Origin of the sequence: Mucilaginibacter sp. 3215, assembly GCF_050433785.1 — a bacterium.
In the GTDB taxonomy this organism is placed as follows: Bacteria; Bacteroidota; Bacteroidia; order Sphingobacteriales; family Sphingobacteriaceae; genus Mucilaginibacter.
In genome coordinates, this window is sequence record NZ_JBNPWO010000003.1 from 218,888 (window position 1) to 244,994 (window position 26,107).

The following is a 26,107-nucleotide window of genomic DNA, read 5'->3' on the forward strand; positions in this document are numbered from 1 at the left end:
CTTTGCGCTTTCGGCTTTCTTAACGAGGGTCAAGGGGTTCGTCAGGATCAATTTGTTTGGCTTCTTCTACCGGGTAATATTCAACTTCGGTTTCGGAGTTACGCTTGGCCAGTTTATATGGCACATAGTTCAGTTCCTTTTGGCAGCGGGCATCCATATTCATTATAAAATCGGTTTGTGATTTATCGGTTACCACAATTCCGGGCTTATCGGCAGGGATACCATATTTATAAAGCAGTCTCGCGCTGTTACGCATATTTGTTGTGGTATGACGTGCATGAGGTTCAATGATGATCGCATTTTCAGGAATGTGAAGGGTTTTTACTAAATAAACTTTCATTTCCTCGGCTTCATTATACTTTGTTTTATATGGATGCACATTGCCGCCCGATACAATGATAAACGGCGCTTTGCCTGCCTTATATTCCTGTACCGCCAGTCTGCAGCGCAGCATCCCCTCACCGCTCAATGGCGATGTTAAATTATCCGGACCAGCGCCGGGTACAAGAATATTTGAATAAGGATAATCGGCCCATTTAATGGTTTTGATACGGGTTACGGCAGCCTTATTGCTACCTAACTCCATAGGCTCGTAATTGGCTGGATCCTGCCTTTCGTTGATCTGCAGATAAAGCAGGGCTGCCTGCGTAGCGGGTTCAAAAAACAGCTTTGTTCCTTTAATATCACCCAACAATGTAGCGGAAGCATCATACATCAGGGTATAATATGCCCTCGCTTTAACATTATAGCTAATAGAATCTATTTGCGGATAGTTAGGCTTTTTGCCTTCAGCATAAATGCCAATAGTGTAATTAATACTACCTGCGTCCTGCTCCCATGCTTTTATAAGCAATTGCTCCGGCGATAGTTTTTTATACAAACTATAAAGGCCCGATGGGATCAGTTTCGATTTAACCATCCTGTCAAACGCGTTACCTGTTTTATATAGTGCTGCAAGCCGGTCGCTTACGGTTTTGATGTCCTCATCAGTTAGTTTTACCGCAGTTACTAAGCACGCCGCGTCTTTACAATCAGTAAGAGAAGTGCTAAGGGCGCTTAGCTTTTTCTGAGTGAGCTGTGCCAGTTCAGGATCGTTTTTAAGTAAATTGCTTACTTCGGCATCCTGCTCAAATAAAGTCAGCAGGCCGTAGTTTTTAATCTTTACATAATCTGTCGGGGCATTTTTAACAGGGGCCTGGGTTTGTGCAAAGGCGCTTAAACCACCTAATCCAAGCATAGTTAGTAGCAGGAGTTTTTTCATTGAGCTGTTTTTTAACAAGGCGCAAATAACGCCTAAGCAGATAAACTCAAAGTTAACTACCGGTAACTTTCCTCTTACAAAAAAGGCCTAATTTTAATTTTAATTAAGATATACCATCTTTAGGTGTAAAAAATCCATATCAAATTTGATATTTGCAAAAGCAGATAAATATCTCAAACCTCATCTATGGAAAATGCTGCCTTATTAAAAGCGATTATTGAAAATGCTATCGATGGCATTATTACTATCGATGAACGGGGGATTGTCGAATCTATTAACCCATCGGCCTGCAAGTTATTTCAATATGAACCTCATGAAGTTATCGGAAAAAATGTATCGATGCTGATGCCCCAGCCTTACAGGCAGGAGCATGATCATTACATCAATCGATATCAAACTACCGGTAAACCACATATCATTGGTATAGGTCGTGAAGTAACAGGCTTGCGTAAAGACGGCACCCAATTCCCGTTCAGACTTGGGGTTAGTGACGTAAATTTTTCGGGACGTAAAATATATGCCGGCTTTATACACGACCTTAGCCGTGAGAAGGAAGCTGAAGATAAGCTGAAGGAATACACATCACACCTGGAGGAGGTGGTAGAGGAACGCACCCTCTCCTTGAAACAATTTGTTGTTGAACTGCAAAAAACCAAGGAGGAAGTAAGCCAGTCTCTCGAGAAAGAGAAAGAACTGGGGCAATTGAAAAGCCGTTTTGTATCCATGGCATCGCATGAGTTTCGTACGCCGCTAAGCGCTGTTCAATTATCAGCCTCGCTCATTGATAAATATGCCGAGCCTTTGCACAGCCTGCAGATCAGCAAGCATGTTAATAAAATCAAAAACGCCGTTGGCAACCTCACTACCATTCTGAATGATTTTCTCTCGCTCGAAAAACTGGAAGCCGGGCGTATTGAACCATCATACACCAGGTTTGACCTGGTTAAGCTGGCCGAAGAGCTAACTGAAGAAATGCAGATTATGGCCAAGCAAAACCAAAATATCCTTTATCAGCATACAGGTACAGATAGTATGGTTTACCTCGATATTAATCTGCTCAAAAACTGCATCATCAACCTCATCACAAACGCCATCAAATATTCGGGCGAGGACAGTTTTATTGAATTTAGTACCGAAATAAATGCTTCCGGCTGTTCCATTACTGTAAAAGATAATGGCATAGGCATTCCCGAAAGCGACCAGAAGCATTTATTTGAGGCATTTTTCAGAGCGCACAATACAGGCAATATCGCGGGTACCGGTTTAGGCCTTAATATTGTGGCCCGGTACACTGCCCTTATGAACGGCAGGGTTGATTTTCAAAGTAACGTAAACGAGGGTACTTCATTCACCATTTCATTTCCCGCATCATGAACCAAAAAATCCTTATCATCGAAGATAACAACGATATCCGCGAAAACGTGGTAGAAATACTGGGGCTGGCCGGTTACACGGTATTTGAAGCCGATAATGGTAAAACCGGTATTGAACTGGCCGTTAACAACCTGCCCGATGTAATACTTTGCGATATCATGATGCCCGAACTTGATGGTTATGGCGTTTTATTTATGCTGAATAAAAATCCCGAAACTGCCGCCATACCTTTTATATTTTTAACCGCAAAGGCCGAACGTATTGACCAACGTAAAGGTATGGAAATGGGTGCCGATGATTACTTAACCAAGCCTTTTGATGATATTGAACTGCTGAACGCCATTGAAAGCAGGCTCAGGAAAAAAACTGCCCAGCAAAGCTTTTATAGTCAATCGCTCGAAAACCTAAATTCAATTGTATCGAAGAACAGCGGTCTCGCTGAACTTAAACGTATTATTGGCGAACGCAAGGTACGCCTGTTTAAAAAAGACCAGGTAATTTATTATGATGGTGATAAGGGAAATGGCTTGTACCTGATATTGAAAGGCAGGGTTAAAACCGTTAAACTGGCAAACGATGGCCGTGAGTTGATGACCGCCATCCACTCTGCCGAGGAATACCTTGGCGTAAATGCTCTACTTTCGAACGAGGCTTATATCGACACAGCGACCGCCATGGAGGACAGCCATCTGTGCCTGATTCCTAAAGATCAATTAGACAACTTGCTCAATTTATACCCTGATATTGCGCGCGAGTTTATCAAAATGCTTTCTAATCATATCCGCGACCGGGAAGAACAATTATTGCAGCTTGCGTATAACTCAGTACGGAAAAGGATGGCAGATACCCTGATGCGCCTGCATAAACAGCGGGAAGAGGGCTTCAAAATTTCGCGCGAAGACCTTGCTGCCATGGCCGGGGTGGCAACCGAAACGGTGAGCCGTACCCTTACCGATTTTAAAGATGAAAACCTAATCGATAAAAAAGGAAGCCAGATCACCGTGCTTTCGCCAGAACGGCTGGCTAAAATGAAAAACTGACCGCTGTCATTTTTAGATGATCCTGCTCATTCTCTGACCAATGGCTTGATTACAACAAACCATTTGCACCCCTGTGCAACCTATTTTTGTATCAACACCAACAGCTCCTGTGGCGTTTCATAAGTTGTACCTTTATAGCTGAGGGCTTTAGCGCCAACGCATACGGTATCAACGGCTTTAGTAGTGTGTGTAATATAGATCTTCCCGCGCACGTCTGGTTCCGTACCGTCACTCACCATCCTCATACCGGTTAGCAATTGCATTACACTATCAATGCCGGTTTTTTTGTTAAAGCTTTTTTCTTTCCCTTCGGGGAAGTAATAATCAAACTTATCGCAGGTGATCCTAAACTGCGTTTCGCGGCCAAGCTCGGTGAACTTAAATTTGATGGATTGCACGTCATCATTTGAGCCGGTTTTGCTTTTGCAGGCCGCAAATGACAGCGCTGCAAGGAAAAAAAGTTTATAACTTTTCATTATCGGTTAGATATTACGGTTCCAATAAAGTTAAGGTGTTTACCAATAGAAATAAAAGTTGATATAAAAATCTATAAAAACATCCTCTACGGGGCAGGGACTTACTTCAATTCATCCAACACCCTGAACATTTTTTCCTTTATACCACGGCTCGATCCGCTAAAGTTATTAACCATAATAGAAAAACAAAGCTCTCGGCCGTTTTTTGTTTGATAACCGGCATAGCACAACACATTGTTGATGCTACCGCTTTTCATTTTCATATCATTATAAACCGGCAGACTTGTATAAAAATCAGCAAACCAGCTTTCCTTCTTTGCCGATTGCAGGATGCGGGCCAGCGTTAACGTAGTTACCCTGTCACCGGGCGAAAGGCCGCTGCCGTCGTAAATATTCATGCTGCGCGTATCTATCCCTTTGGCCGCCCAAAACTTTTGTACCTCATCCACACCATTTGCCGTTGTAGGCTTGCGTTCCTGTTTCCAGGCTATTGTTTTGAGTAACTGCTCAGCGTAAAGGTTAATACTTTTCTGGTTGAGCCAGTAAACTATTTTGCTTAAAGTTGGTGATGATATAGTTGCCAGATTTTTAGCAATTATGGGCAATGGCAGGTTTTTAGCGCTCAAAGTAGTGGCTGATTCCGGCTCATTACCGATAATGATACCTAAACTCCTCAGCGTATCATTGAGCCGCAACGCAGCATCATAAGCAGCATCGGGTAAGGCCGCCGAAATACTTTTCTTATCCTGATCAATGGCATAAGTACCGCGCAGATATATTACTTTACTGCCAACCGGTAAAAAAGCATAAGCATTATCGCCTGATCCGGCAGAACCATTTGTCAACTCGCTTTTAAATGCAAGGTATGGCATCAGCGGAACAGTACGCGATATGCCAACTTGGCTACCAACCGCACCCGTACGCAGCTTTATATCAAATTGATTTTCGCGCCAGCAAAGACCCGATGTACCGGCTCCGTAATAGTTACCGATGTCCTGCCAGATCCAGCCTTCGGGGATGGATTGTGTACCGAAGATGCTGTCATCGCCAATGATGCGGCCGTTAACTTTTTTGATCCCGGCCTTTTGCAGGGCATCGGCCATAAGGGCTACTACATGCCCCTCTTTGGTTTGCTCATAACGCCAGCTGCCCAGGGTTGGATCGCCAGCACCTTTAATGATGATATCGCCGGTCAGGGTGCCATCGGCCCCAATCTCGCCGGTATAACCTAATTGCGTTTGATATTGAAAATCGGGACCTAAAATATTAAAAGCCGTAATACTGGTAATGGTTTTAAGCGTTGAAGCGGTAGCCAAACCCATGTTAGGGTTACCGCCAAACACCTGTTCCCCGGTTTTGGCATCAAGTACGGTTAATGATACTGAAGCATAATTGCACTGGCTATCCGCCTGCAACCTCCCAAAAGCATTTGATATTTTTTGCTGAAGCGTTTGCGCCGCAACAGACTCTCCTATAAATAAAAAACTAATTACCAGTAAGCGCCTCATCCTGTTTTTTAACGTACCGTTGCGAAATATAATATATGGGCACACCAATCAATACAATAATTAAGCCCGGCCAGGTAAACTGGGGTTTATAAATTATGAGCAATACACAAAATATCAATCCCATTATAATGTATATGGCAGGCAAAATTGGGTATCCCAGTGCTTTATAAGGACGCTCAGCATTTGGATGTTTTCTCCGCAGGATATATATGCCGAAGATGGTAAGGACATAAAAAATCACCACCACAAAGGATATCATATCCAGCAAATCACCGTAACGGCCACTCAGGCAAAGTATCGAAGCTACTACAGCCTGGATCCACAAACCAAACTCGGGCACGCCAGACTTATTTAATTCACCTGTTTGTTTAAAAAACAACCCGTCCTTTGCCATGGTATAATAAACCCTGGCACCTGAAAGTATCAAACCGTTATTACAACCAAAGGTTGATATCATGATCATAACGGCAATAATATAAGTACCGAGATTACCAAATATGATATGCGATGCAGCTACGGCAACACGGTCTTTATCGGCAGTTGCGATATCATGCATGGATAGCACACCGGTGTAAGCAACGTTAGCTGATACGTAAATGATAGTTACTATCAAAGTCCCTAAACCAAGACTTAAGGCAACATCCCTTTTAGGGTTTTTCATTTCACCTGCTATAAACGTTACGCTGTTCCAGGCATCACTACTGAATATCGAGCCTACCATCGAAGCTGCAATAGCCCCCATGGCTGCGGCAAGGGTAAGACTAACAGTTGTATTATCCGCTTTAAGATTATGAATATCCCAGGCGTTACTCCAGTTGGCATGCCATATTTCAGGCTTTAGCGCTACAAAACCAAATATGATCAAACCAAACAAACTTAAAAGCTTGGTAAGTGTGAACGTGGTTTGGATAAGTTTGCCACTTTTTACCCCTTTGGTATTAATATAAGTAAGTAATACAATGATGAAAATTGACATCAGCTGAGCAGCGCTGATCTTTAAGAAACCGAGTTGAAAAAGAATGTTCTCCTCGCTAAGCGGATGAATCAAATAGGCAGCAAACTTACTAAAGGCCACCCCTACCGCCGCGATAGTGCCCGTTTGGATTACTGCGAAAAAACTCCATCCATATAAAAAAGCGATGAGCTTGTTGTAAGCCTCCTTTAAATATACATATTGGCCACCAGCTTTGGGAAACATACCGCTCAATTCGCCATAACTTAGGGCCGCAGTAAGGGTCATGAAACCGGTGATAACCCAGATAGCTATCAGCCAGCCGGCCGAGCCTACGTTACGGGTAATATCTGCACTAACAATAAAAATACCTGAGCCTATCATGGATCCTGATACGAGCATGGTACCGTCCAGCAAGCTAAGCTCATGTTTCATTTTTGGTTGCGATGAGTTTTTCGCCATATATTGTTTTAGGGTTTAAATCTCTAAACTATTCAAAAAACTTTAATATTAACGATCACTATAGTAAATAAATAAAATTACTATTTTGCAATCACCAATTGTTATTACACACTGTTAAACCAAGCAGTACTACTTTATTAAACCAAATTTGTGATATGGATTTTCTGAACAATTATTTAATTTATTTAATTCCTGTTTTGGGGCTTATCGGGATCCTTGTTATGGCTATTAAGGCCGCCTGGGTTACCAAACAAAACGCCGGTGACGGCGACATGGCCATACTTGCCGGTTACATTGCCGATGGCGCCATGGCCTTTTTACGTGCCGAATGGAAAATATTAGGCGGATTTGTTGTGGTTGCCGGTATTTTGCTGGCATGGTCGGGCACAACGGTTACTACTTCAAGTCCTGTTATTGCCATATCATTTCTGATAGGCGCGTTTCTATCTGCCTTTGCAGGTTACCTGGGGATGCGTATTGCTACCAAAGCTAACGTACGTACCACACAGGCTGCACGTACCAGTTTGGCACAAGCTTTAAAAGTATCGTTTACCGGCGGAACCGTAATGGGCCTGGGTGTGGCCGGTTTGGCTATTATTGGTTTAGGATCGCTTTTTATTGTTTTTTATCAGTTTTATGTTGTTAAAGTAGCTGGCAGCAGTGTTAACGGCGGAGCCATGGCAAAAGCGCTTGACGTTTTAGCCGGTTTTTCATTAGGTGCAGAATCCATAGCGCTGTTTGCCCGTGTTGGCGGTGGCATTTACACCAAAGCGGCCGACGTAGGTGCTGACCTTGTTGGTAAAGTTGAAGCCGGTATCCCCGAGGATGACGTGCGCAACCCGGCCACCATTGCCGATAACGTAGGTGATAACGTAGGCGATGTTGCCGGTATGGGTGCCGACCTTTTTGGCTCATATGTAGCTACTATGCTGGCTACTATGGTGCTGGGCCGTGAAATCGTATCACACGATAAATTCGGTGGTATTGCCCCCGTATTGCTGCCAATGGTAATTGCCGGCCTTGGCTTGATATTTTCAATTGTAGGTGCCGCGATGGTAAAAATTAAATCAGAAACCGACAGTGTGCAAAAAGCATTGAACATAGGTAACTGGGCATCAATTATACTAACTGCTGTAGCTACTTATTTTGTTGTGCAATGGATGTTACCTTCGGACGAATTTCACATGGTACGTGATGAGGTTAACGGGGTGGTAAAAGCTGAGGTAATACCCTTTACTAAAGACGGTGTCTTCGGATCAATATTGGTTGGCCTGGTAGTAGGTACTTTAATGTCGATTATAACCGAGTACTACACCGCCATGGGTAAACGTCCGGTATTGAGCATTATCAGGCAGTCGTCAACCGGTCACGCTACCAATATCATCGGCGGTTTATCTGTTGGTATGGAATCAACCGTACTGCCTATCCTTGTTTTGGCATCGGGTATTTACGGGTCATATTATTTTGCCGGTTTATATGGTGTAGCTATCGCCGCCGCCGGTATGATGGCAACAACGGCCATGCAGCTGGCGATAGATGCTTTTGGGCCAATTGCGGATAATGCCGGCGGTATTGCCGAAATGAGCCGCCTGCCCGAAGAAGTACGCCACCGTACCGATAACCTGGATGCCGTTGGTAACACAACAGCCGCTACAGGCAAAGGTTTTGCTATTGCTTCGGCAGCATTAACTTCATTAGCCTTATTTGCGGCTTTTGTGGGCGTTGCAGGCATTGAACATATTGATATTTATAAAGCCAATGTATTGGCAGGTCTGTTTGTTGGCGGAATGATTCCATTCATTTTTTCTGCCTTGGCGATAGCAGCCGTGGGCAGGGCCGCCATGGCAATGGTAGAAGAAGTTAGGCGCCAGTTCCGCGAAATTCCGGGTATCATGACTTACGAGGGTAAACCAGAATACGAAAAATGCGTGGCTATCTCCACCAAAGCGTCGATCCGCGAAATGGTTGCCCCTGGCTTAATCGCGCTGGTCACCCCTATCATCATCGGTTTTGCCTTTGGCCCCGAAGTGTTAGGCGGCTTGCTGGCCGGTGTTACCGTATCGGGTGTATTGATGGGGATTTTCCAAAGCAATGCAGGTGGTGCATGGGACAATGCTAAAAAATCATTTGAGAAAGGCTGCGAAATCAACGGCGAGATCTTCTACAAAAAATCGGAACCGCACAAAGCATCAGTAACAGGTGATACTGTAGGTGATCCGTTTAAAGATACTTCAGGCCCATCCATGAACATCCTTATTAAGTTAATGTCGATAGTTTCATTGGTTATTGCCCCGCACCTGAACAGCCATCCGGCTGCAACCAGCGCCAGGATCCAAAAAGAAATGAACAAACAGCCTATGAGCATCCATATGGTTGTTAAAGCTGAAAAAAGTGTTTAATAGTTTTTATATTTAAATTAATGGAGAGAGCCGCCTGATGAGGGCGGCTTTTTTGTTGTCTGATTGGATATGAGATTTGAGACGTGAGATTTAAGATAATATCTTTATTTAACGCAATGTCCTTTCACCTGCATTCGAGAATATCCCCCGGCTGGCAGTCAAGCGCCTTACATATGGCTTCGAGTGTTTCAAAACGGATGGCTTTCGCCTTGCCCGTTTTCAGGATAGAAAGGTTTGATATGGTGATCCCTACCCTGTCGCTCAGTTCATTTAATGACATTTTTCGTTTTGCCATCATCACATCAAGATTTACTATTATCGGCATGACTTAAATAGTTAAAGCTTGCTCCTCTTTAAGCCTCGCCCCTTGCTTAAATGCTTCGGCCAGGATAAATATCAAGATAGCAAATACCAGCGTACCAAAATTAAATGCCGATGTATTGATGATTTTTAGCGGCACATGCAATTTAGCTATTAACTCCTGATAGGATACTTGCTGCCCTATATAATCAGTCAATGTAAACAGCAATAACAGCATCCCTGTGCTTTTGATCAGCCTAATACATCGCTGCTCAAATAAAGTACCCTCGACAATATTTACAATAACCTTATTAATAAGATAGGCTATTCTTATTACTATCAGAGTTGTAATAAGTATCAGCCCAGTTTCAATCGCGTTTAATGGCCAGCTTACAGATATATTATCATTATTAACTACTATATCACTGTTTATAATTATATTCTTTAAAGTATAGTTTTCACCTATCTTCATTTCGCCCCCATTTTTTTGCGAAATGAAGCTTCCGTCAATAGTGGCTTGCAATGTTGGCCCGTATCTTTTAGCGCCATCTATTGTACCCATTCCATCATTGTATCCATCCTTAAACCCCTGCCAGAAATCGGCAGCCATATTCTGAAAAACAAACAAACCAAACACTATATAAACAAGTATTTGCAGGGCACGTACCTTTTTCATTACACTACAATATTAATTCAATTCAAATAAAAACAATATTTATTAAATAACAAAATAAATTCATTGTTTTACAATAAATTTTATGCGATATACATAAATTTTAAATTTTGAATATAAAATTTTACACTGGTATTGCTATTTCTGATTTATATGTTTTATTTTAGAAACAAAATATTAGCTTTGCACGTTCTATTCAGAATATAACGAATAGAGAGGTTTATTAAATAGATGAGACAACTCAAAATAACGCAATCCATTACCAATCGCGAGTCGCAATCGCTTGATAAATATCTGCACGAGATTGGTAAGGTAGACCTAATAACCGCCGAAGAAGAAGTAATTTTAGCGCAAAAGATCCGCGAGGGCGACCAGGCGGCATTGGAGCGTTTAACCAAAACTAACCTTCGCTTTGTTGTATCTGTTGCTAAACAATACCAAAACCAGGGCCTCACACTGGGCGATTTAATTAACGAGGGCAACCTCGGCCTGATTAAAGCCGCCAAGCGTTTTGATGAAACCAAAGGCTTTAAATTTATATCATATGCTGTATGGTGGATCCGCCAGTCGATATTGCAGGCTATTGCCGAGCAATCGCGTATTGTGCGTTTACCGCTTAACCAGGTAGGTTCATTAAGTAAGATCAGCAAGGCTTTTTCAAAACTTGAACAGGAGTACGAGCGCGAACCATCGCCTGAAGAACTTGCTGATATATTGGAGACCACTGTTGATAAGATCTCCGATACACTAAGTAACTCTGGTCGCCACGTATCAATGGATGCACCGTTTGTACAGGGCGAAGAGAATACATTGCTTGATGTACTGGAAAACCAGGAACCAAACACCGATTCGATCCTGATCAATGAGTCATTATCTGAAGAGATCAAACGTTCACTATCAACCTTAACTGAGCGCGAGCGCGAGATCATTGTATTGTTCTTTGGCTTAGGCACCAACCATCCGCTTTCATTAGAGGAAATTGGTGAGAAGTTTAATTTAACCCGCGAGCGTGTGCGCCAGATCAAGGACAAAGCCTTGCAACGCTTGCGCCATACTTCAAGGAGCAAGATCCTGAAATCATACTTAGGTTAATCAAAAAATTTAAAGGAGATATTAAAAGCCACCAGTTATGTAACTGGTGGCTTTTTTCTTTAGCATGGTTAGCTGCAATACAACAACTGCCGCCCCTCAACTACTAATGACGATTTATCAAAATGACTTAATGACTAAATAAGCCGCCTGTCAAAACTAAAAGGCTCTCTTTTTAAAAGTTTAATATTAAAGGCATCGGAATGCAAAGGATTAAGCAGATAATTAAACTCGGCAGGTACAATTGATGAGGGTACTTTCATTAATAAGTATTCCTGCTTTTTCAGAAAAGCATCTCCAAGCTCGCGCAAAATTACCGGCCCGGTGATATCCCGCCAATCCGCAGGTAGCTGTTCAACCTCAACAGTAATTATTTTACTATCGGGAACTTCTATTTCAGTAAGACAATAATTTCCCGGAATTATCAGCGGATCTAAATGTACCAACACCTCAAGCACCGCCAATGATCTGGAAGAAGCAAGGTAAAGCATTGGCTTGCCTTCGCTGTTCCAGCGGCCGCCATATAATCGTGCTCCGGTGCCGCTCAGATCGGTAGCGTAATTGCATTTGGTAATACGGAAAAGTATCATCAGGCAAAAATACCGTGTTCAATGCGGCCAAGCTCTTTAAAAACCATGTCGAAACCGGCAGATGTATCCAGAATAGTAACAGGTGCCTCACCTCTGAAAACTACCGACGGCGTTTTGATCCAGATCTTGAATTTATCCATCGATTCAAAAACCTCCTCGCCACGGGTATAAAGCCGTGCAAGTTCAATAGCCTTTTCGGCATACTCGGTTTTGATGATGACATCATCCTCGTAGCGCTGTAAGGTGCGCTCGGAGATATGCAGTATATTGGCAAGCTCCTGGATATTAAGGGAGATTTTTTTTGCCAGAGAAAGCAAGGCGCTTTTAGGGAAGCCCTTACGCGCCAGGCTGATGATATCAAAATCAGAAGAGGCTTTTAACTGTTTTGAGCCATTTAATAAACTATAAAACGAAGGCATAGCTCCCTGAACAACATACGCTGCCATGGGCTCATTAACCTCATTTTTAGTATCTGGTTTTGATTTATACGACATATATACAAATATAATTACCATTTGTCGTATTTACAAATATTAAACCAACAAAAAAAGCGATAGGTTTTAACCTGTCGCTTTTCTATATCGTTTGGTCATTTTGTCATTAAGTCATGGACCTTGCAACGATTTAATGAGACAAGAGTCCAATGACTTAATGACGATTCATCGAATGACTCACTGACCTAACTTATTCTGCTATTATCAAAAAATAGTTCTTCTTACCTTTTTGAGCTACGATGAATTTATCACCAATCAAAGCATTTGCATTATAAACATCATCGGCAGTACCTATTTTAACTTTATTGATTGCAACACCACCGCCTTGTATCATCTTTTTAGCTTCACCTTTTGATGCAAAAACAGCCGTTTTCGCCGCTAACAGATCGGCAGCGTTAATTCCCTGCTCTAATTCGCTTAACGCTATGGTATAGTTAGGCACACCGGCAAACAAACCCAAAACCTCAGCTTCATTCAGTTCGCTCAAAAATTCGATGCCTATATTACCAAACAAAAACTCCGAAGATTTTATTGCTTTTTCGTATTCAGCTTCGCCATGTACGCGAATCGTAATATCTTTAGCCAATGCTTTTTGCAATACACGTGTATGTGGTGCGGCATCATGCTCAACTTCCATCGCTTCAATAACATCACGACCAAGCAGAGTAAAAATGCGGATATATGATTTGGCGTCAACATCGGTAGTATTTAACCAAAACTGGTAAAACTGGTAAGGCGATGTACGCTCGGCATCAAGCCAAACAGCACCGCTTTCGGTTTTTCCAAATTTTGTACCATCTGCTTTTTTGATCAGGTTGGTAGTTAAGGCAAAAGCCTCACCGCTGTCTTTACGACGGATAAGCTCAGTACCGGTAACGATATTTCCCCATTGATCGCTGCCACCCATTTGCAATGAGCAGTTATGATACTTCCACAGGTAGTAAAAATCGTAGCCCTGTACCAACTGATATGTAAATTCGGTGAATGACATACCGGTATCGCCTTCAAGTCGTTTCTTCACCGAATCCTTAGCCATCATATAATTAACCGTAATATGTTTGCCTACATCGCGGATAAAATCAAGAAAAGTAAAGTTTTTGAACCAATCGTAATTGTTCACCATTTCGGCGCTGTTGGCGCCGGTATTAAAATCAAGGAAACGGGTAAGCTGTTTTTTTACGGCTTCCAGGTTATGCTGCAACACATCCTCTGATAATAAATTACGCTCGGCCGATTTACCTGAGGGATCACCCACCATGCCGGTAGCACCGCCAACCAAAGCATAAGGTTTGTGACCTGCACACTGAAAGTGGATCAGGGTCATGATCTGGGTAAGGTGCCCAACGTGCAACGAATCGGCAGTTGGATCAAACCCGATATATCCCGAAGCCATACCTTTATTTAACATATCCTCGGTTCCAGGCATTTCGGTATGCAGCATGCCGCGCCAGCGTAATTCTTCAACAAAGTTCATATCAAGTTCTGTTTCAAAAAGGTGCAAATATAAATTAAATTGACACACTAATTTTTACTAATTAGATCGAATTACACTAATTATAACTCACCCTTCCGAAAAATTCTTGTAATTCGATTTAATTGCCCACTATCCGGAAAGATTCGTGCCTATATAGGTTAACTACAGGTAAAATCTGTTTCAAATAATTACTTATATTTTGTATCTTGAGCAAAACCGGGTATTTTGCAAGGCAAGGCTTATGAATTTTTTATCGCATTATTATTTCGACAGGGATACTACCAACTGTTACCACGTGCTGGGAACGGTGCTACCCGACCTGTTGAAGAATGCCGATAAAAACATTATCCTTCATCCCGAAAAGCTGCACCATACTGATAACGAGGTCAATTCGATCATATCCGGATGGAACAAGCACCTTGATGTCGACCGGTATTTTCACTCATCCTTTTTTTTTACCAGTCGTTCACATGAGCTCAAAAAACTGTTGGCCCCGGCCCTGATAAACTCGCCGGTAAAACCATTTTTTTTAGGGCATATTGCACTTGAGCTGGTTATCGATAACCTGCTGCTTACCACCCGCAAAATCAGCGTTACCGAATTTTACGATCATTTAGCCGATTGCCGGGAAGATAAAATAAGAAGCTTTTTAACCTTTGCCGGGCTTGAGGACACTGCCGTTTTCTTTAAATTTTACGAAGGCTTTAAAAAAAGTCAGTACCTGCATACCTATGCCGAAACTCACCAGATAGCCTACGCACTCAAACGGATCTGTATGCGGGTATGGAAAAATCCATTCACACCAGAACAAGAGGTGATAATGGATGAAATATTAAGCGGCTACCGGGAGGAAATGCTGAATGATTTTATGCAGATTTTTGAAGAAATAGATCACAAATTAACAAGCGTTTAAAACGCCCTCTCACCGATAAAACATGCCTGTAAAACGCTGTTTCATACATTTATATAGGTATAACCCTGAAAAATCTTCGTTTTAAAAAACAAAATGGCTTGAATATAAGCAATTAACATTAAAAAATTTCTTTTTTCAATAAAATATATCCGTACCTTTGCAGTCCCAATTAACAAATTGGGAAAAGGAGAAAAATTATTTAATGGCAAAAAAACAAGAAGCAGAAAAAGAATTAAAAGCGAAAGAAGCTGAACTGGGTACAGTGAACGCGTCTGGCGAAAAGGAAACTATTGAATCAGAAGCTGATTCAATCTCTATCGAAGAGATCAAATCAAAAATTGCGGCTACACCAAGCGAAGATTTCGACTGGGATGCTGACGACAAAAAATTTGGTAACTACAGCGATGACGACCGTGAGAAATTTGAAAAATTGTATGATGGAACATTCAGCTCTATCACCAAAGGCGAAATCATCACCGGTACTGTTGTTAACGTTAACAACAAAGATGTTGTGCTTAACGTAGGTTTCAAATCAGACGGTTTAGTATCAGTATCAGAATTCCGTGACACACCAGATCTTAAGATCGGTGACAAAGTTGACGTTTTTGTTGAATCGCAGGAAGATGCTAACGGTCAGTTGGTACTTTCACGCAAACGTGCAAAAACTCAAAAATCATGGGAACGCATTAATTCAGCCCTTGATAACGATGAAATCATCACCGGTTTTGTGAAGAGCCGTACTAAAGGTGGTTTAATTGTTGACATTATGGGCGTTGAAGCCTTCTTACCTGGCTCACAGATCGATATCAAACCTATCAGGGATTACGATGTGTATGTAGGTAAAACTATGGAATTCAAAGTTGTTAAAATCAACCACGAATTCAAGAACGTTGTGGTATCACACAAAGTGCTTATCGAAGACGATCTGGAAAACCAAAAAACTGAAATTGTTGCACGCCTTGAAAAAGGTCAGGTATTGGAAGGTACCGTTAAAAACATTACCGACTTTGGTGTATTCATCGACCTTGGTGGTGTTGACGGCTTACTGCACATTACAGATATTTCATGGGGCCGTATTGAGCACCCACGCGAAATTTTGGCATTGGATCAAAAAATCAACGTTGTTGTTCTTGACTTTGATGACGAGAAAAAACGTATTGCTCTGGGCTTGAAACAATTAACCCCTCACCCTTGGCAAAGCCTTTCTGAAGAAATTCAGGTTGGTTCAAAAGTTAAAGGTAAAATCGTTACCGTTGCTGATTACGGCGCATTCCTTGAAATCATCCCTGGTGTTGAAGGTTTGATCCACGTATCAGAAATGTCATGGTCACAAAACCTGCGCAACCCTCAGGAATTCCTGAAAGTTGGTGACGAGATCGAAGCTCAAGTATTGACTTTAGACCGCGAAGAGCGCAAAATGTCATTAGGTGTTAAACAATTAACTCCTGATCCATGGCAAAACGCTGCTGAAAGGTACGCAGTTGGTACTCAGCACGTAGCTACAGTTAAAAACATGACCAACTTTGGTGTGTTTGTTGAACTGGAAGACGGCATCGACGGCTTAATCCACATCTCTGACCTTTCTTGGTCTAAAAAAGTTAACCACCCTAACGAATTCACTAAAGTTGGTGAAAAACTGAATGTGGTTGTACTTGAACTTGATGTTGAAAACCGCAAATTGAGCTTAGGCCACAAACAGCTTGAAGAAAATCCTTGGGATACATTTGAAACTATCTTCACTATCGACTCGATCCATGAAGGTACTGTTATCAAAGTAACCGACAAAGGTGCTATCGTAGCTTTACCTTACGGTGTTGAAGGCTTTGCGCCAACCAAACACCTGGTTAAAGAAGACGGTAAGAGCTTAAAAGCTGAAGAAGCTGCTGAATTCAAAATCATTGAATTTAACAAAGAAAACAAACGTATCGTTATTTCACATTCACGTATCTGGGAAGAAGCCCGCGCTGATGCCCGTGTACAGGAATTTGAAAACCGCAAAAAAGAAGCAAAAGCTGCTACTAACGCGGTGAAAAAAGTGAAAGATTCTGTTGAAAAATCAACTTTAGGCGATCTTAGCGTATTAGCTCAATTAAAAGAGCAAATGGAAGGTGCTGAAAACAAAGCCCGCAAGGCTGCACCTGCTGCTAACAGCTCTGAAGAAGAAGCATAATTTTAGCTTAAGTTTATACAAGCCTCTCCGGTTATCCGGGGGGGCTTTTTTGTTTTTTTATTTTATTGCGCTCATTTGCAATGAGCGCAATAAAAATGGCTTGGCGATTGTATCGCCCGTTGCGTTATAAACGCAAACCCATGTTACACACTCGTTAAAACGTGCGCGAGTTAGTTTTATATATTTGTGATATGACCATCGGCGAAACCAACCTCAACATCTTGCTTAAAAACATGACACCCATAATTAATGAAGGTGACTATGTTTATTGCACGACATCATCATTAAGTAACATTAACACCGATGATATCATAGCTTTTTTCAAGGAGCAGGAAGCGATCACTCTTATCCTAAAAAAAGAAACCGCTGATAAGCTAAATCTTGAATACAGCTATATTGCGGCCTGGATTACTTTAACCATCCATTCATCGCTGGAAGCGACTGGTTTAACCGCTGCATTTGCAACTGCGCTGGCGAATGAAAATATCAGCTGCAACGTAGTAGCGGCCTATTATCATGATCATATTTTTGTGGCGAAAAAAGATGCAGAAAGGGCGATGTTGACTTTAAGAAAACTTGCCCAATAACTGAATTTTAAAAAGTCTCCCCTATCGGGGGAGATTTAGAGGGGGCTTTTGAAAACAAATTATTACTTTTGCCCAAATCCACCCATACGATGCAAAATCTAACACTGCTCGACGGACAAAAGTTTCAAATTACCATACAACGTTTATGTCGCCAGTTAATTGAAAATCATAACGACTTTTCAAATACCGTATTAATTGGTATTCAGCCGCGCGGCATTTATTTAGCCAAACGTGTTGCCGAAGAACTTAGAAAAATCCTTCCCGATAAAAACATATTACAGGGCGATCTTGATATTACCTTTTACCGCGACGATTTTCGCCGCCGTGAATCACAACTGGTACCTAATCAAACTAAAATAGATTTTATTATTGAAGGCAAAAAAGTGATCATGATGGACGATGTACTATGGACAGGCCGTACCATCCGCGCCGCTATGGACGCCATGCAGGCATTCGGCAGACCGGGAAAGATAGAGCTATTAGCTTTGGTTGACCGCCGTTACTCGCGCCATATCCCGGTATCTGCAGATTATGTGGGTATCGAGGTTGATTCCATCGCATCGCAAAAAGTAGTGGTAAGCTGGAAGGATACGGATGGTGAGGACAAGATAGTTCTTGTTTCAGAAGTACAGGAATAATAGAATTAATAATATGTCATTGCGAACGATAGCGCGGCAATCGCATACTCTACAGAGCAACCCGCATAGTTCGCGATTGCTTCGTGCCTCGCAATGACATAACTAATAATACAACAAGGAATAAAATATAACAGGAAAATAACTGAGATGGCAGGACTGAGCACACGACACTTATTGGGTATAAAAGATTTGAACCGGGCAGATATTGAACTGATATTTGAAACTGCCGATACTTTTAAATCTGTTTTAAATCGACCGATAAAGAAAGTGCCGTCGTTACGGGATGTTACCATCGCTAATATTTTCTTTGAAAACTCTACCCGTACCCGTTTATCATTTGAACTGGCCGAAAAAAGGCTTTCGGCAGATGTGATCAACTTCGCGGCCTCTTCATCATCAGTAAGCAAAGGCGAAACGCTGATTGATACAGTAAACAACATACTGGCCATGAAGGTTGATATGGTGGTGATGCGCCACCCTTACGCCGGTGCAGGCATCTTCCTGTCAAAACATGTTAAAGCACAAATTGTAAATGCCGGCGACGGTGCGCATGAGCATCCTACCCAGGCTTTGCTTGATGCTTTTTCTATTCGTGAAAAGTATGGCGATGTGGCAGGCAAAAAAGTGGTGATTGTGGGTGATATCCTGCACTCGCGTGTGGCGCTTTCCAACATCCTTTGCCTTAAACAATTGGGCGCTGAAGTAATGGTTTGCGGTCCAACAACACTAATTCCAAAATACATTGGTTCCTTGGGTGTAAAAGTTGAGCACAACCTTATCAAAGCCCTTAACTGGTGCGATGTGGCTAACATGCTCCGCATTCAGCTGGAGCGCCAGGATATTAAGTATTTCCCTTCACTGAGGGAATACACCATGCTCTTCGGCCTTAACAAAACCATTCTGGATTCACTGGATAAAGAGATCACCGTAATGCACCCTGGCCCTATCAACCGCGGCGTGGAGATCACCAGCGATGTGGCCGACAGCAAACAGTCTATCATCCTCGACCAGGTAGAAAACGGTGTTGCCGTGCGCATGGCAGTGCTTTACCTGCTGGCCGGACAAACACCAACCATATAAAAAGCATGTTTCAGGTATGAAGTTCAATTTTAAAACATATCTGAAACATACTTACAAAGGAGAGCTGCTTTATCTTGCGATAATTGCAGTTTTATACTTTTATGACCACAACAATATCATCTTCCTTATATTTTTTCCATTCTCGTTTGTACAGGGGTATTATCGTTATCAGTATAAATTAACCCAGGCCGAAAAGCTTAAAGCCAAAGGGCTCACTGAAGAAGATATTGACAATATCAGCTTTGTAAAAAAGTGGGAACATTCACGCAAGCGCGGCAAGTGGAACTATTCCATTATCGATGGCGGGTTCATTTTTGGATTAGCTATATCCCTTATCACAAGTGTAGCCTGGCTAATTTTCAAAGGCAAAGACATGCACACATTGCTTGCCGAACCCGGCGATATGTTTGCTTTTATTGGTTATAATTATATAATCGGGGCCGGTATTGCCGTTATCATATTTCGCATGAAATGGAAATACAATGAAAAACGTTTTGTGCGCCTAACCGATCCTTTGGCTGATAATTACTTTGCTAAAGATTACCAAGATATTTAAGTCAGTAGTCGTAAGTCTGCTTTTTCCTTCAGACTATAGACTAAACGACATTTAATTAAACACGAATTACTTTTCATGAAACTCAGGTTCTGTTTTATCTTACTTTTATTTATCCCAGGCATAACCTTCGCCCAAAGCCATCAGCAGTTTAAAACTGATTCGGTATTTGTGCTGATGAAAAAATTCTTTAACGCCAAACAGGCCGACTCCATTTATACCTTAACCGGGCCTAATTTCAGGCATGCCGTAAGTGCAGGCCAGTTCCGCAGTCTTACCGAGCAGCAATTGTTTCCCCTAAACGAAATTAAAGGTTCAACGGTAATCAGCTTTGTTAACAACAAGGTAAGTACCTACAAACTGGTATTTCAGTCGGCAACATTGCAACTGCTTATGAGCCTCGATGCAGGGAATAAAATTGAACTCTTCCTGTTTCAGCCCTACAAAGACATTACTGCCGATAAAACTACACAGGTACCTACATCCAACAAGCTGCTCAACCCAATGGATAAACAGGTTGATGAAATTGCCCGCCCCTACATACAAAAAGCAAATACGGTAAGCCTCAGCATAGGCATATTAAAAGACGGGCAGATCAGCACCTATAATTACGGAGAAACCGCCCGTGGCAATAACCAGCTACCAACGGGCAATACAATCTTCGAAATTGGTTCTATTACCAAAACCTTTACCGCTACCCTGCTGGCTTATTACGCCAACGAGGGCAAAGTAAAGCTAACCGATCCCATCACCCAATACCTGCCCGATTCGGTAAAAACCAATGCGGCGTTGAATGATATAACTTTGCAAACATTAAGCAATCATACTTCCGGATTAGCAAGGATCCCGGAAAACCTGCAGTTTGATTCGGCAAGTGCAGCAAATCCTTATAAAAGTTATAATAAACGACAACTGTTCAGTTATCTGAAAACCTGCAAACTCAATAGCAAGCCGGGAGAACAATACGCCTATTCCAATTTAGGAGTGGGTTTATTAGGAACGATATTATCACAGGTAAGCGGCAAAACATTTGATCAGATGGTGCAGGAAGTGATCTGCAGCCCATTGGGGATGAAAAATACTGTACAGCATTTAAGCGCTTTACAACTGACCCATTTTACCAAAGTATACAGTCAATACGGCGATGCAACGGTAGCCTGGGATTTTAATGCCCTTGCCGCCTGCGGAGCCCTGCATTCAACGGTAAATGATTTGCTGATATATGCAAAGGCAAACATGGCAAATGGCACTGATAAGCTATCAAAGACTTTTGAGCTAACCCATCAAATCACTTATAGCAAGGATGCCAAAATAGCGCTTGGCTGGCACATCATTTTGGTCAACGGTGTGGAGTATATTTTCCATAACGGCGGCACTTACGGCAGCAGTAGCTTCCTGGCTTTTAATACGGATAAGAAACTGGCAGTAGTTGTACTATCCAATGCGGCTGAGAATACAGATGCTGTGGGCACGGGCATTATTAAGAAGTTGCAAGCCGATATAAAATAGTGAAATAGCATATACGCAGCGCGGCAATTGCATGCTTTACAGAGCGGATTTGGTTCCGTGCGATTGCTTCGTTGTTCCTCCTCGTAATGACATTTTTTACATAAAAACAGAAACCCGAAAGCTTTCAGCTTTCGGGCTCTTCTATTCCTTCGCACTATCCATGTGGCTGAATCTATTCAGCCAATTCAATTTATTAATATTTCAAGGTCGATCCATTTCTGATCTCATCTGATGCTGCTTTTACCAACTTATCGTCAGGTTTCAGGTCGCCACCGAAGATTTCGATGCTATCGCCATTGCTCAGGCCCTTTTTAACATCCACCCAAACGGCTTTGTGGTCAACAACTTTTATAACAAAAACTTTTTCGGTTGAAGTTGCAACGGCTGTTTTAGGCACCACGTAAGTACTGTCGCCGGCAGGCAGTGGTACACTTACTTCGGCAAACATGTGGGGAAGCAGTTTTTTGTCTTTATTGTAAACGTCCATCTCCAGGCGTTCGGCACGTAATTTTTCATCAAGCGCGCCTGCTATACGTTTTACCTGGGCGGTAAATTTTTGACTTGGTAAAGCCCTTACGGTAAAATTAACCTCGCTTTTATTGCTTAACGCGCCGGTATAAACTTCAGGTACAGATACTACCAAACGTAAACGGCCCTGATCCTGTATGGTAAACAAGGGATCGGTACTTTTACCACCCGGCCCAACATAGGCACCCAGGTTTACATTACGACTGGTGATCACACCATCAAACGGAGCGCGAATCTCCAGGTAAGCTAAATTAGCTGAGACTTCTTTTAAGCCGGATTTAGCGGCATCAATATTAGCTTCATCAGCATTCTTTTTAGCTTCGGCTTGTTCCAGATCGTTTTGTGAAACTGTACCCGGCGTTTTGCTGGTGCTTACCAGCCTGTCATAAGTGGCTTTACTGGCAAAGTAAACCGCTTCAAATTGCTTAATGCGTGATTGTGCAGCGGCCAGTTGCGAATTAATTTCCGGCGCTTCAAGCACAGCTAATAACTGCCCCTGGTGTACTTCCGAACCGATATCAACCAAAAGTTTTTTAACATAGCTGTTGGTTTTGGCATACAGGTCAACCTGTTGATAAGGGATCAGCTCACCAGGTATGGTGATGTTGCTGCTTAACCTGCCTTTTGTTATGGGCACAATTTGTACAGTTGGCGTTTCAACAGCTTCCTGTTGCTCCTGCTCTTCCTGTTGTTCTTTCTTTTCTTTATCATCCGAGTGGCAGGCACTCAATGAGCCTATTGCCATTGCTAAAACGGCAAGCAGCAATATCGATTTATTTTTTAGCTTATTCATGGTGGTGCAAAGGGACATAAAATTTACTTTCTTTATCTTCCGGGTCTAATGAAACAGATTGAGTTGTGGCATTACCTTGTACCCAGGCAAAAACCAATGGTAATATCAGCAGCGCAGCAAAAGTTGAAGCGATAAGCCCACCAATAACAGCCCGACCTAATGGTGATGTTTGATCACCGCCTTCACCTAAGCCCGATGCCATCGGGATCATACCTACAATCATGGCTAAACTGGTCATTAATATAGGGCGAAGACGTAATGCTACTGCTTCGCGGGCCGATTTTAATGCATCGCCGTTATGTTTGCGCAGCTCTTCGGCATTGGTGATCAGTAACACGGCGTTTGAAATAGATACGCCTACCGACATGATCATACCCATGTATGATTGCAGGTTAAGTGTAGCCCCCGTGATCTTAACCAACAGCAACGAACCAAATAATACGGCAGGCACAGTTGATAAAACTACCATCGACATTTTAAACGACTGGAAGTTTGCCGCCAGCATCAAAAAGATCACCAATACCGCTACTAATAAACCGCCTTGCAAACTGTTCAGGGTATCGGTAAGGGTTTGGCTCATACCATGCATTTCAACTGTTAAACCGCGCGGTGGTTTGCCTAATTCGTCAATGGCTTTCTGCACATCATTGGTTGCAGTACCCAAATCCTTTTTGTTGATGTTTGCCGTTACTGATAATGTTGGCACAGCGCCTACGTTATCGTTTTCGCCAAAGGTGGTACCTGTTTTAACATCAGCTACATCACCCAAAACCGGGCGGGCCTGGTTTGCCAGTACAGGGATCTCCTTAACATCATTCAAACTGGCCATCTGGTATTCTGGTACCTGTACCTGCACAAGGTAGCTTAAGTTTGATTTTTCATCAATCCAGTTATTCTTTTCGGTAAACCTTGATGATGAGGTTGAAGCTACCAATGAACGTGATATATCATTTAAACCTACCCCAAGCTGTGCGGCCCGTTGCCTGTCGATATTAATATCGATAGTTGGATAATTAAATGATTGACCTATCTGCACATCGCGCAGGTATTTGATATCTTTAAGTTTATTGATAACCTTAAAGGCATACTCAACATTTTGCTTTTTGTTTTTACCGGTAATAGCTACTTCAATAGGCGTTGGCGAACCCTGGCTCAGGATCTTATCCGTTAACTCAATTGGCTCAAATGATAGTTTAACATCAGGCAACTGTTTGGCCATCTCATGCCTAAATTTTTCCTTCAGGTCATCAAGGTTAACCTTATAATCCTCGGTTAAGCTTACCTGCATAACAGACTCCTGCGGACCAGCCATGAACAGGTAGATTGGGTTGGTTGAGAATGATGAAGGGTGCGAACCAACAAATGTTGAAGTTATAGCTATGTGGTTTTTACCCACGATATCGCCCAATATGTGCTGGGCCTTAACCGCAATTAATTCCGTACGTTCTAAACGCGTACCATCAGCAGCCCGTAAACGTACCTGGAAGGTTCCAGAGTTTACTTTAGGCAACACGTCACGCCCTATGATATTGAACAGCAGGAAAGCAAGGCCAAAAGCAACTACTACATAAACCGTTACCAGTATTTTGCGGTTAGGCAGCATGCGGTCCATCAGGCGCATAAAGCTGTCCCTGAATTTGTCAAAACGGGTAACCTCGCCGCCTGTATGTTCAAGGGCAGCCTTCATGGCTTTTTCTTTCTGCTCCCATGGCTCACCTTCATCTTCCAACGCAAAACCATCTTTATGGCTGTGGTCTTCATGCTTGTTTACCATGATCCAGTTGGCCATGATAGGCACAAAGGTTTGCGCCAGGAAGTAAGATACAATCATCGAGAAACCGATAGCCAGCGCCAACGGGAGGAACAATGCTCCCGGAATCCCGTTCATGGTAAATGCAGGTGCAAACACCGCCAGGATACAGAACAGGATCAGCAATTTAGGGAAAGCGATCTCTTTACAAGCGTCCCAGATAGCCAAAGCTTTCGGCTTGCCCATGTCAAAGTGCTGGTGAATATTCTCAATCGTCACTGTCGACTCATCCACCAAAATACCTATTGCCAGCGAAAGCCCGCTCAGCGTCATGATATTGATGGTTTGGTGTGCCAGCGACAGGAAGAATATAGCCGAGATAATACAGGTGGGAATAGTAAGGATCACGATAAGCGCTCCGCGTTTATCACCCAAAAATAACAATACCATAAGCCCGGTAAGTACCGCCCCTATCGCGCCCTCTTCGGCCAAACTTTTTACCGCGTTAATCACATAAACTGACTGGTCAAACACGAACGACAGCTTCACATCATCGGGTAGCAAGGCCTGGAATTTTGGCAATGCTTTTTTCAGGTTTTGCACTACTTCCCAGGTTGAGGCCGTGGCCGATTTGGTGATTGGGAGGTAAACTGAACGTTTGCCGTTAATGAGGGCGTAACCGTTGGTAATATCGGCACCATCTTCAATAGTAGCCACATCCCTCATAAACACGGTTTGGATCCCATTTTTATAAAGCGGGATATCTCCAAAATCCGGGATTTTCTTTATGGTGGTGTTTGAAGGTGCAAGGTAGTTGTAATCGCCTATACGCACGTTACCTGCAGGGGTGTTCTGGTTATTCTCGCGCAGGGCAGCCACAATTTGGTCGGGCGTTAAATTGTGCGAGCGTAACAGGTTTGGGTCAACCTTGATCAGGATAGTACGCTGGTTACCACCAAAAGGTGCAGGTGCAACAAGTCCCGGGATAGAGGTAAATGACGAACGTACGTAAACCAAAGCATAGTCGAGCAACTCGTTATTGCTTCGGGTAGCGCTGCTCAACACCAACTGACCAACCGGCAGCGTTGAGGCATCAAAGCGCAAAATGAAGGGTGGCTGCGATCCCTGCGGGAACGCGGCCTGCGCCCGGTTGGTGTAACTCGTGACCTCCGCCGCAGCCTGGGCCATATTGGTGCCCTCGTAAAAAGTAACTTTTATTAACGTTAAGCCTTGTATATTTTTTGTTTCGATGCTTTTTACACCCGATACGAAAAGCAGCAGGTTAACGTATTGCTTACCAAAGTAAGCTTCCATTTGGTTTGGGGTGAAACCGCCGTATGGGTGCGATACATATATAACCGGGAGGTTCAGATCGGGAAATATATCGATCTTGATAGTCCGTACCGCATTTATACCGAAGAAGAACAACCCGGCTACTATAACCAATATGGTAATTGGTTTTTGCAGCGCCCCTTTTATCATTCCCATTGTATA

General features: G+C 42.7%; 22 protein-coding genes. 11 read left to right on the forward strand and 11 right to left on the reverse strand.

The window, feature by feature from the left end:
- Positions 1-19: 19 nt before the first annotated feature.
- Positions 20-1,261: a YdcF family protein gene (locus tag ABIC84_RS07465; protein WP_091163084.1), complete on the reverse strand. Its 1,242-nt coding sequence runs from the start codon at positions 1,259-1,261 to the stop codon at positions 20-22.
- A 186-nt stretch (positions 1,262-1,447) separates the two neighbouring features.
- On the opposite strand from ABIC84_RS07465, the gene ABIC84_RS07470 reads away from it, so the two are divergent.
- Both ABIC84_RS07470 and ABIC84_RS07475 read left to right on the forward strand, forming a co-directional pair.
- On the forward strand, positions 1,448-2,635 hold the full coding sequence (locus ABIC84_RS07470) for a PAS domain-containing sensor histidine kinase (RefSeq protein WP_091163083.1): 1,188 nt from the start codon (positions 1,448-1,450) through the stop codon (positions 2,633-2,635).
- Positions 2,632-3,675 carry a response regulator gene (locus tag ABIC84_RS07475; protein ID WP_429263166.1) on the forward strand — a complete coding sequence of 348 codons (1,044 nt, stop codon included), beginning with the start codon at positions 2,632-2,634 and terminating at the stop codon, positions 3,673-3,675. Before ABIC84_RS07470 ends, ABIC84_RS07475 begins: the two co-directional genes overlap by 4 nt.
- An 80-nt stretch (positions 3,676-3,755) precedes the next feature.
- Here the strand turns inward: ABIC84_RS07475 and ABIC84_RS07480 are convergent, their stop codons facing one another.
- The 3 genes from ABIC84_RS07480 to ABIC84_RS07490 all read right to left on the reverse strand — a co-directional run bounded on the left by ABIC84_RS07480 (position 3,756) and on the right by ABIC84_RS07490 (position 7,073).
- Positions 3,756-4,151, reverse strand: coding sequence for a hypothetical protein (locus tag ABIC84_RS07480; RefSeq protein WP_429263167.1), 396 nt, complete (start codon positions 4,149-4,151; stop codon positions 3,756-3,758).
- 101 nt (positions 4,152-4,252) lie between these two features.
- Positions 4,253-5,659, reverse strand: a complete 1,407-nt coding sequence (dacB, locus tag ABIC84_RS07485) for a D-alanyl-D-alanine carboxypeptidase/D-alanyl-D-alanine endopeptidase (protein ID WP_429263168.1) — start codon at positions 5,657-5,659, stop codon at positions 4,253-4,255.
- On the reverse strand, positions 5,637-7,073 hold the full coding sequence (locus tag ABIC84_RS07490; protein ID WP_426580899.1) for an APC family permease: 1,437 nt from the start codon (positions 7,071-7,073) through the stop codon (positions 5,637-5,639). Before ABIC84_RS07490 ends, dacB begins: the two co-directional genes overlap by 23 nt.
- 155 nt (positions 7,074-7,228) lie before the next feature.
- Between ABIC84_RS07490 and ABIC84_RS07495 the strand changes: the two genes are divergently transcribed.
- Positions 7,229-9,472 (forward strand): sodium-translocating pyrophosphatase, encoded by a 2,244-nt coding sequence (locus tag ABIC84_RS07495; RefSeq protein ID WP_429263169.1) that lies wholly within the window; start codon positions 7,229-7,231, stop codon positions 9,470-9,472.
- Between the two features lie 124 nt (positions 9,473-9,596).
- On the opposite strand, the gene ABIC84_RS07500 is transcribed toward ABIC84_RS07495, so the two are convergent.
- Together ABIC84_RS07500 and ABIC84_RS07505 are read right to left on the reverse strand one after the other, a co-directional pair.
- Positions 9,597-9,797 (reverse strand): helix-turn-helix domain-containing protein, encoded by a 201-nt coding sequence (locus tag ABIC84_RS07500; RefSeq protein ID WP_426580903.1) that lies wholly within the window; start codon positions 9,795-9,797, stop codon positions 9,597-9,599.
- Positions 9,798-9,800: 3 nt separating this feature from the next.
- Positions 9,801-10,448, reverse strand: a complete 648-nt coding sequence (locus tag ABIC84_RS07505; RefSeq protein WP_426580905.1) for a DUF2975 domain-containing protein — start codon at positions 10,446-10,448, stop codon at positions 9,801-9,803.
- A 228-nt stretch (positions 10,449-10,676) separates the two neighbouring features.
- Here ABIC84_RS07505 and ABIC84_RS07510 point away from each other — a divergent pair, with 228 nt between their 5' ends.
- A complete protein-coding gene (locus ABIC84_RS07510) occupies positions 10,677-11,537 on the forward strand; it encodes a sigma-70 family RNA polymerase sigma factor (RefSeq protein ID WP_090466905.1) in 861 nt (286 codons plus the stop codon).
- Positions 11,538-11,671: 134 nt separating this feature from the next.
- Here ABIC84_RS07510 and ABIC84_RS07515 read toward each other — a convergent pair whose 3' ends face one another.
- The 3 genes from ABIC84_RS07515 to tyrS all read right to left on the reverse strand — a co-directional run bounded on the left by ABIC84_RS07515 (position 11,672) and on the right by tyrS (position 14,092).
- Entirely contained in the window at positions 11,672-12,124 is a 453-nt protein-coding gene (locus tag ABIC84_RS07515) for an RES family NAD+ phosphorylase (RefSeq protein ID WP_426580909.1), read from the reverse strand.
- On the reverse strand, positions 12,124-12,618 hold the full coding sequence (gene parS, locus ABIC84_RS07520) for a type II RES/Xre toxin-antitoxin system antitoxin (protein ID WP_090532043.1): 495 nt from the start codon (positions 12,616-12,618) through the stop codon (positions 12,124-12,126). The genes ABIC84_RS07515 and parS overlap by 1 nt, the downstream gene beginning before the upstream one ends.
- 190 nt (positions 12,619-12,808) lie before the next feature.
- Complete coding sequence (gene tyrS / locus ABIC84_RS07525) at positions 12,809-14,092, reverse strand: tyrosine--tRNA ligase (RefSeq protein WP_426580911.1); 1,284 nt, start codon at positions 14,090-14,092, stop codon at positions 12,809-12,811.
- Positions 14,093-14,333: 241 nt separating this feature from the next.
- Here tyrS and ABIC84_RS07530 point away from each other — a divergent pair, with 241 nt between their 5' ends.
- The 7 genes from ABIC84_RS07530 (at position 14,334) to ABIC84_RS07560 (ending at position 21,542) form a co-directional block, all read left to right on the forward strand.
- Entirely contained in the window at positions 14,334-15,005 is a 672-nt protein-coding gene (locus ABIC84_RS07530) for an ACP phosphodiesterase (protein WP_426580913.1), read from the forward strand.
- A 202-nt stretch (positions 15,006-15,207) separates the two neighbouring features.
- Positions 15,208-17,175 (forward strand): 30S ribosomal protein S1, encoded by a 1,968-nt coding sequence (gene rpsA / locus ABIC84_RS07535; RefSeq protein WP_129569382.1) that lies wholly within the window; start codon positions 15,208-15,210, stop codon positions 17,173-17,175.
- A 161-nt stretch (positions 17,176-17,336) separates the two neighbouring features.
- Positions 17,337-17,762 carry an ACT domain-containing protein gene (locus ABIC84_RS07540; protein ID WP_429263170.1) on the forward strand — a complete coding sequence of 142 codons (426 nt, stop codon included), beginning with the start codon at positions 17,337-17,339 and terminating at the stop codon, positions 17,760-17,762.
- A gap of 89 nt (positions 17,763-17,851) precedes the next feature.
- Positions 17,852-18,400 carry a bifunctional pyr operon transcriptional regulator/uracil phosphoribosyltransferase PyrR gene (gene pyrR, locus ABIC84_RS07545; protein ID WP_429263171.1) on the forward strand — a complete coding sequence of 183 codons (549 nt, stop codon included), beginning with the start codon at positions 17,852-17,854 and terminating at the stop codon, positions 18,398-18,400.
- A 147-nt stretch (positions 18,401-18,547) separates the two neighbouring features.
- Positions 18,548-19,480, forward strand: coding sequence for an aspartate carbamoyltransferase catalytic subunit (locus ABIC84_RS07550; protein WP_091163068.1), 933 nt, complete (start codon positions 18,548-18,550; stop codon positions 19,478-19,480).
- 16 nt (positions 19,481-19,496) lie between these two features.
- Complete coding sequence (locus ABIC84_RS07555) at positions 19,497-20,036, forward strand: hypothetical protein (RefSeq protein ID WP_429263172.1); 540 nt, start codon at positions 19,497-19,499, stop codon at positions 20,034-20,036.
- 75 nt (positions 20,037-20,111) lie between these two features.
- Positions 20,112-21,542, forward strand: a complete 1,431-nt coding sequence (locus ABIC84_RS07560) for a serine hydrolase domain-containing protein (protein WP_429263173.1) — start codon at positions 20,112-20,114, stop codon at positions 21,540-21,542.
- Positions 21,543-21,735: 193 nt separating this feature from the next.
- On the opposite strand, the gene ABIC84_RS07565 is transcribed toward ABIC84_RS07560, so the two are convergent.
- The gene (locus tag ABIC84_RS07565; protein ID WP_429263174.1) at positions 21,736-22,863 is read right to left on the reverse strand and encodes an efflux RND transporter periplasmic adaptor subunit; all 1,128 of its coding nucleotides are present in this window, start codon (positions 22,861-22,863) and stop codon (positions 21,736-21,738) included.
- The gene (locus tag ABIC84_RS07570) at positions 22,856-26,101 is read right to left on the reverse strand and encodes an efflux RND transporter permease subunit (protein WP_429263175.1); all 3,246 of its coding nucleotides are present in this window, start codon (positions 26,099-26,101) and stop codon (positions 22,856-22,858) included. The genes ABIC84_RS07565 and ABIC84_RS07570 overlap by 8 nt, the downstream gene beginning before the upstream one ends.
- Between the last annotated feature and the right edge of the window lie 6 nt (positions 26,102-26,107).

What these genes read in the sequence shown, in the direction of transcription:
- ABIC84_RS07465 (WP_091163084.1), bottom strand. Translation starts at nt 1,261, where the DNA reads ATGAAAAAACTCCTGCTACTAACTATGCTTGGATTAGGTGGTTTAAGC.
- ABIC84_RS07470 (WP_091163083.1), top strand. Translation starts at nt 1,448, where the DNA reads ATGGAAAATGCTGCCTTATTAAAAGCGATTATTGAAAATGCTATCGAT.
- ABIC84_RS07475 (WP_429263166.1), top strand. Translation starts at nt 2,632, where the DNA reads ATGAACCAAAAAATCCTTATCATCGAAGATAACAACGATATCCGCGAA.
- ABIC84_RS07480 (WP_429263167.1), bottom strand. Translation starts at nt 4,151, where the DNA reads ATGAAAAGTTATAAACTTTTTTTCCTTGCAGCGCTGTCATTTGCGGCC.
- dacB (WP_429263168.1), bottom strand. Translation starts at nt 5,659, where the DNA reads ATGAGGCGCTTACTGGTAATTAGTTTTTTATTTATAGGAGAGTCTGTT.
- ABIC84_RS07490 (WP_426580899.1), bottom strand. Translation starts at nt 7,073, where the DNA reads ATGGCGAAAAACTCATCGCAACCAAAAATGAAACATGAGCTTAGCTTG.
- ABIC84_RS07495 (WP_429263169.1), top strand. Translation starts at nt 7,229, where the DNA reads ATGGATTTTCTGAACAATTATTTAATTTATTTAATTCCTGTTTTGGGG.
- ABIC84_RS07500 (WP_426580903.1), bottom strand. Translation starts at nt 9,797, where the DNA reads ATGCCGATAATAGTAAATCTTGATGTGATGATGGCAAAACGAAAAATG.
- ABIC84_RS07505 (WP_426580905.1), bottom strand. Translation starts at nt 10,448, where the DNA reads ATGAAAAAGGTACGTGCCCTGCAAATACTTGTTTATATAGTGTTTGGT.
- ABIC84_RS07510 (WP_090466905.1), top strand. Translation starts at nt 10,677, where the DNA reads ATGAGACAACTCAAAATAACGCAATCCATTACCAATCGCGAGTCGCAA.
- ABIC84_RS07515 (WP_426580909.1), bottom strand. Translation starts at nt 12,124, where the DNA reads ATGATACTTTTCCGTATTACCAAATGCAATTACGCTACCGATCTGAGC.
- parS (WP_090532043.1), bottom strand. Translation starts at nt 12,618, where the DNA reads ATGTCGTATAAATCAAAACCAGATACTAAAAATGAGGTTAATGAGCCC.
- tyrS (WP_426580911.1), bottom strand. Translation starts at nt 14,092, where the DNA reads ATGAACTTTGTTGAAGAATTACGCTGGCGCGGCATGCTGCATACCGAA.
- ABIC84_RS07530 (WP_426580913.1), top strand. Translation starts at nt 14,334, where the DNA reads ATGAATTTTTTATCGCATTATTATTTCGACAGGGATACTACCAACTGT.
- rpsA (WP_129569382.1), top strand. Translation starts at nt 15,208, where the DNA reads ATGGCAAAAAAACAAGAAGCAGAAAAAGAATTAAAAGCGAAAGAAGCT.
- pyrR (WP_429263171.1), top strand. Translation starts at nt 17,852, where the DNA reads ATGCAAAATCTAACACTGCTCGACGGACAAAAGTTTCAAATTACCATA.
- ABIC84_RS07550 (WP_091163068.1), top strand. Translation starts at nt 18,548, where the DNA reads ATGGCAGGACTGAGCACACGACACTTATTGGGTATAAAAGATTTGAAC.
- ABIC84_RS07555 (WP_429263172.1), top strand. Translation starts at nt 19,497, where the DNA reads ATGAAGTTCAATTTTAAAACATATCTGAAACATACTTACAAAGGAGAG.
- ABIC84_RS07560 (WP_429263173.1), top strand. Translation starts at nt 20,112, where the DNA reads ATGAAACTCAGGTTCTGTTTTATCTTACTTTTATTTATCCCAGGCATA.
- ABIC84_RS07565 (WP_429263174.1), bottom strand. Translation starts at nt 22,863, where the DNA reads ATGAATAAGCTAAAAAATAAATCGATATTGCTGCTTGCCGTTTTAGCA.
- ABIC84_RS07570 (WP_429263175.1), bottom strand. Translation starts at nt 26,101, where the DNA reads ATGGGAATGATAAAAGGGGCGCTGCAAAAACCAATTACCATATTGGTT.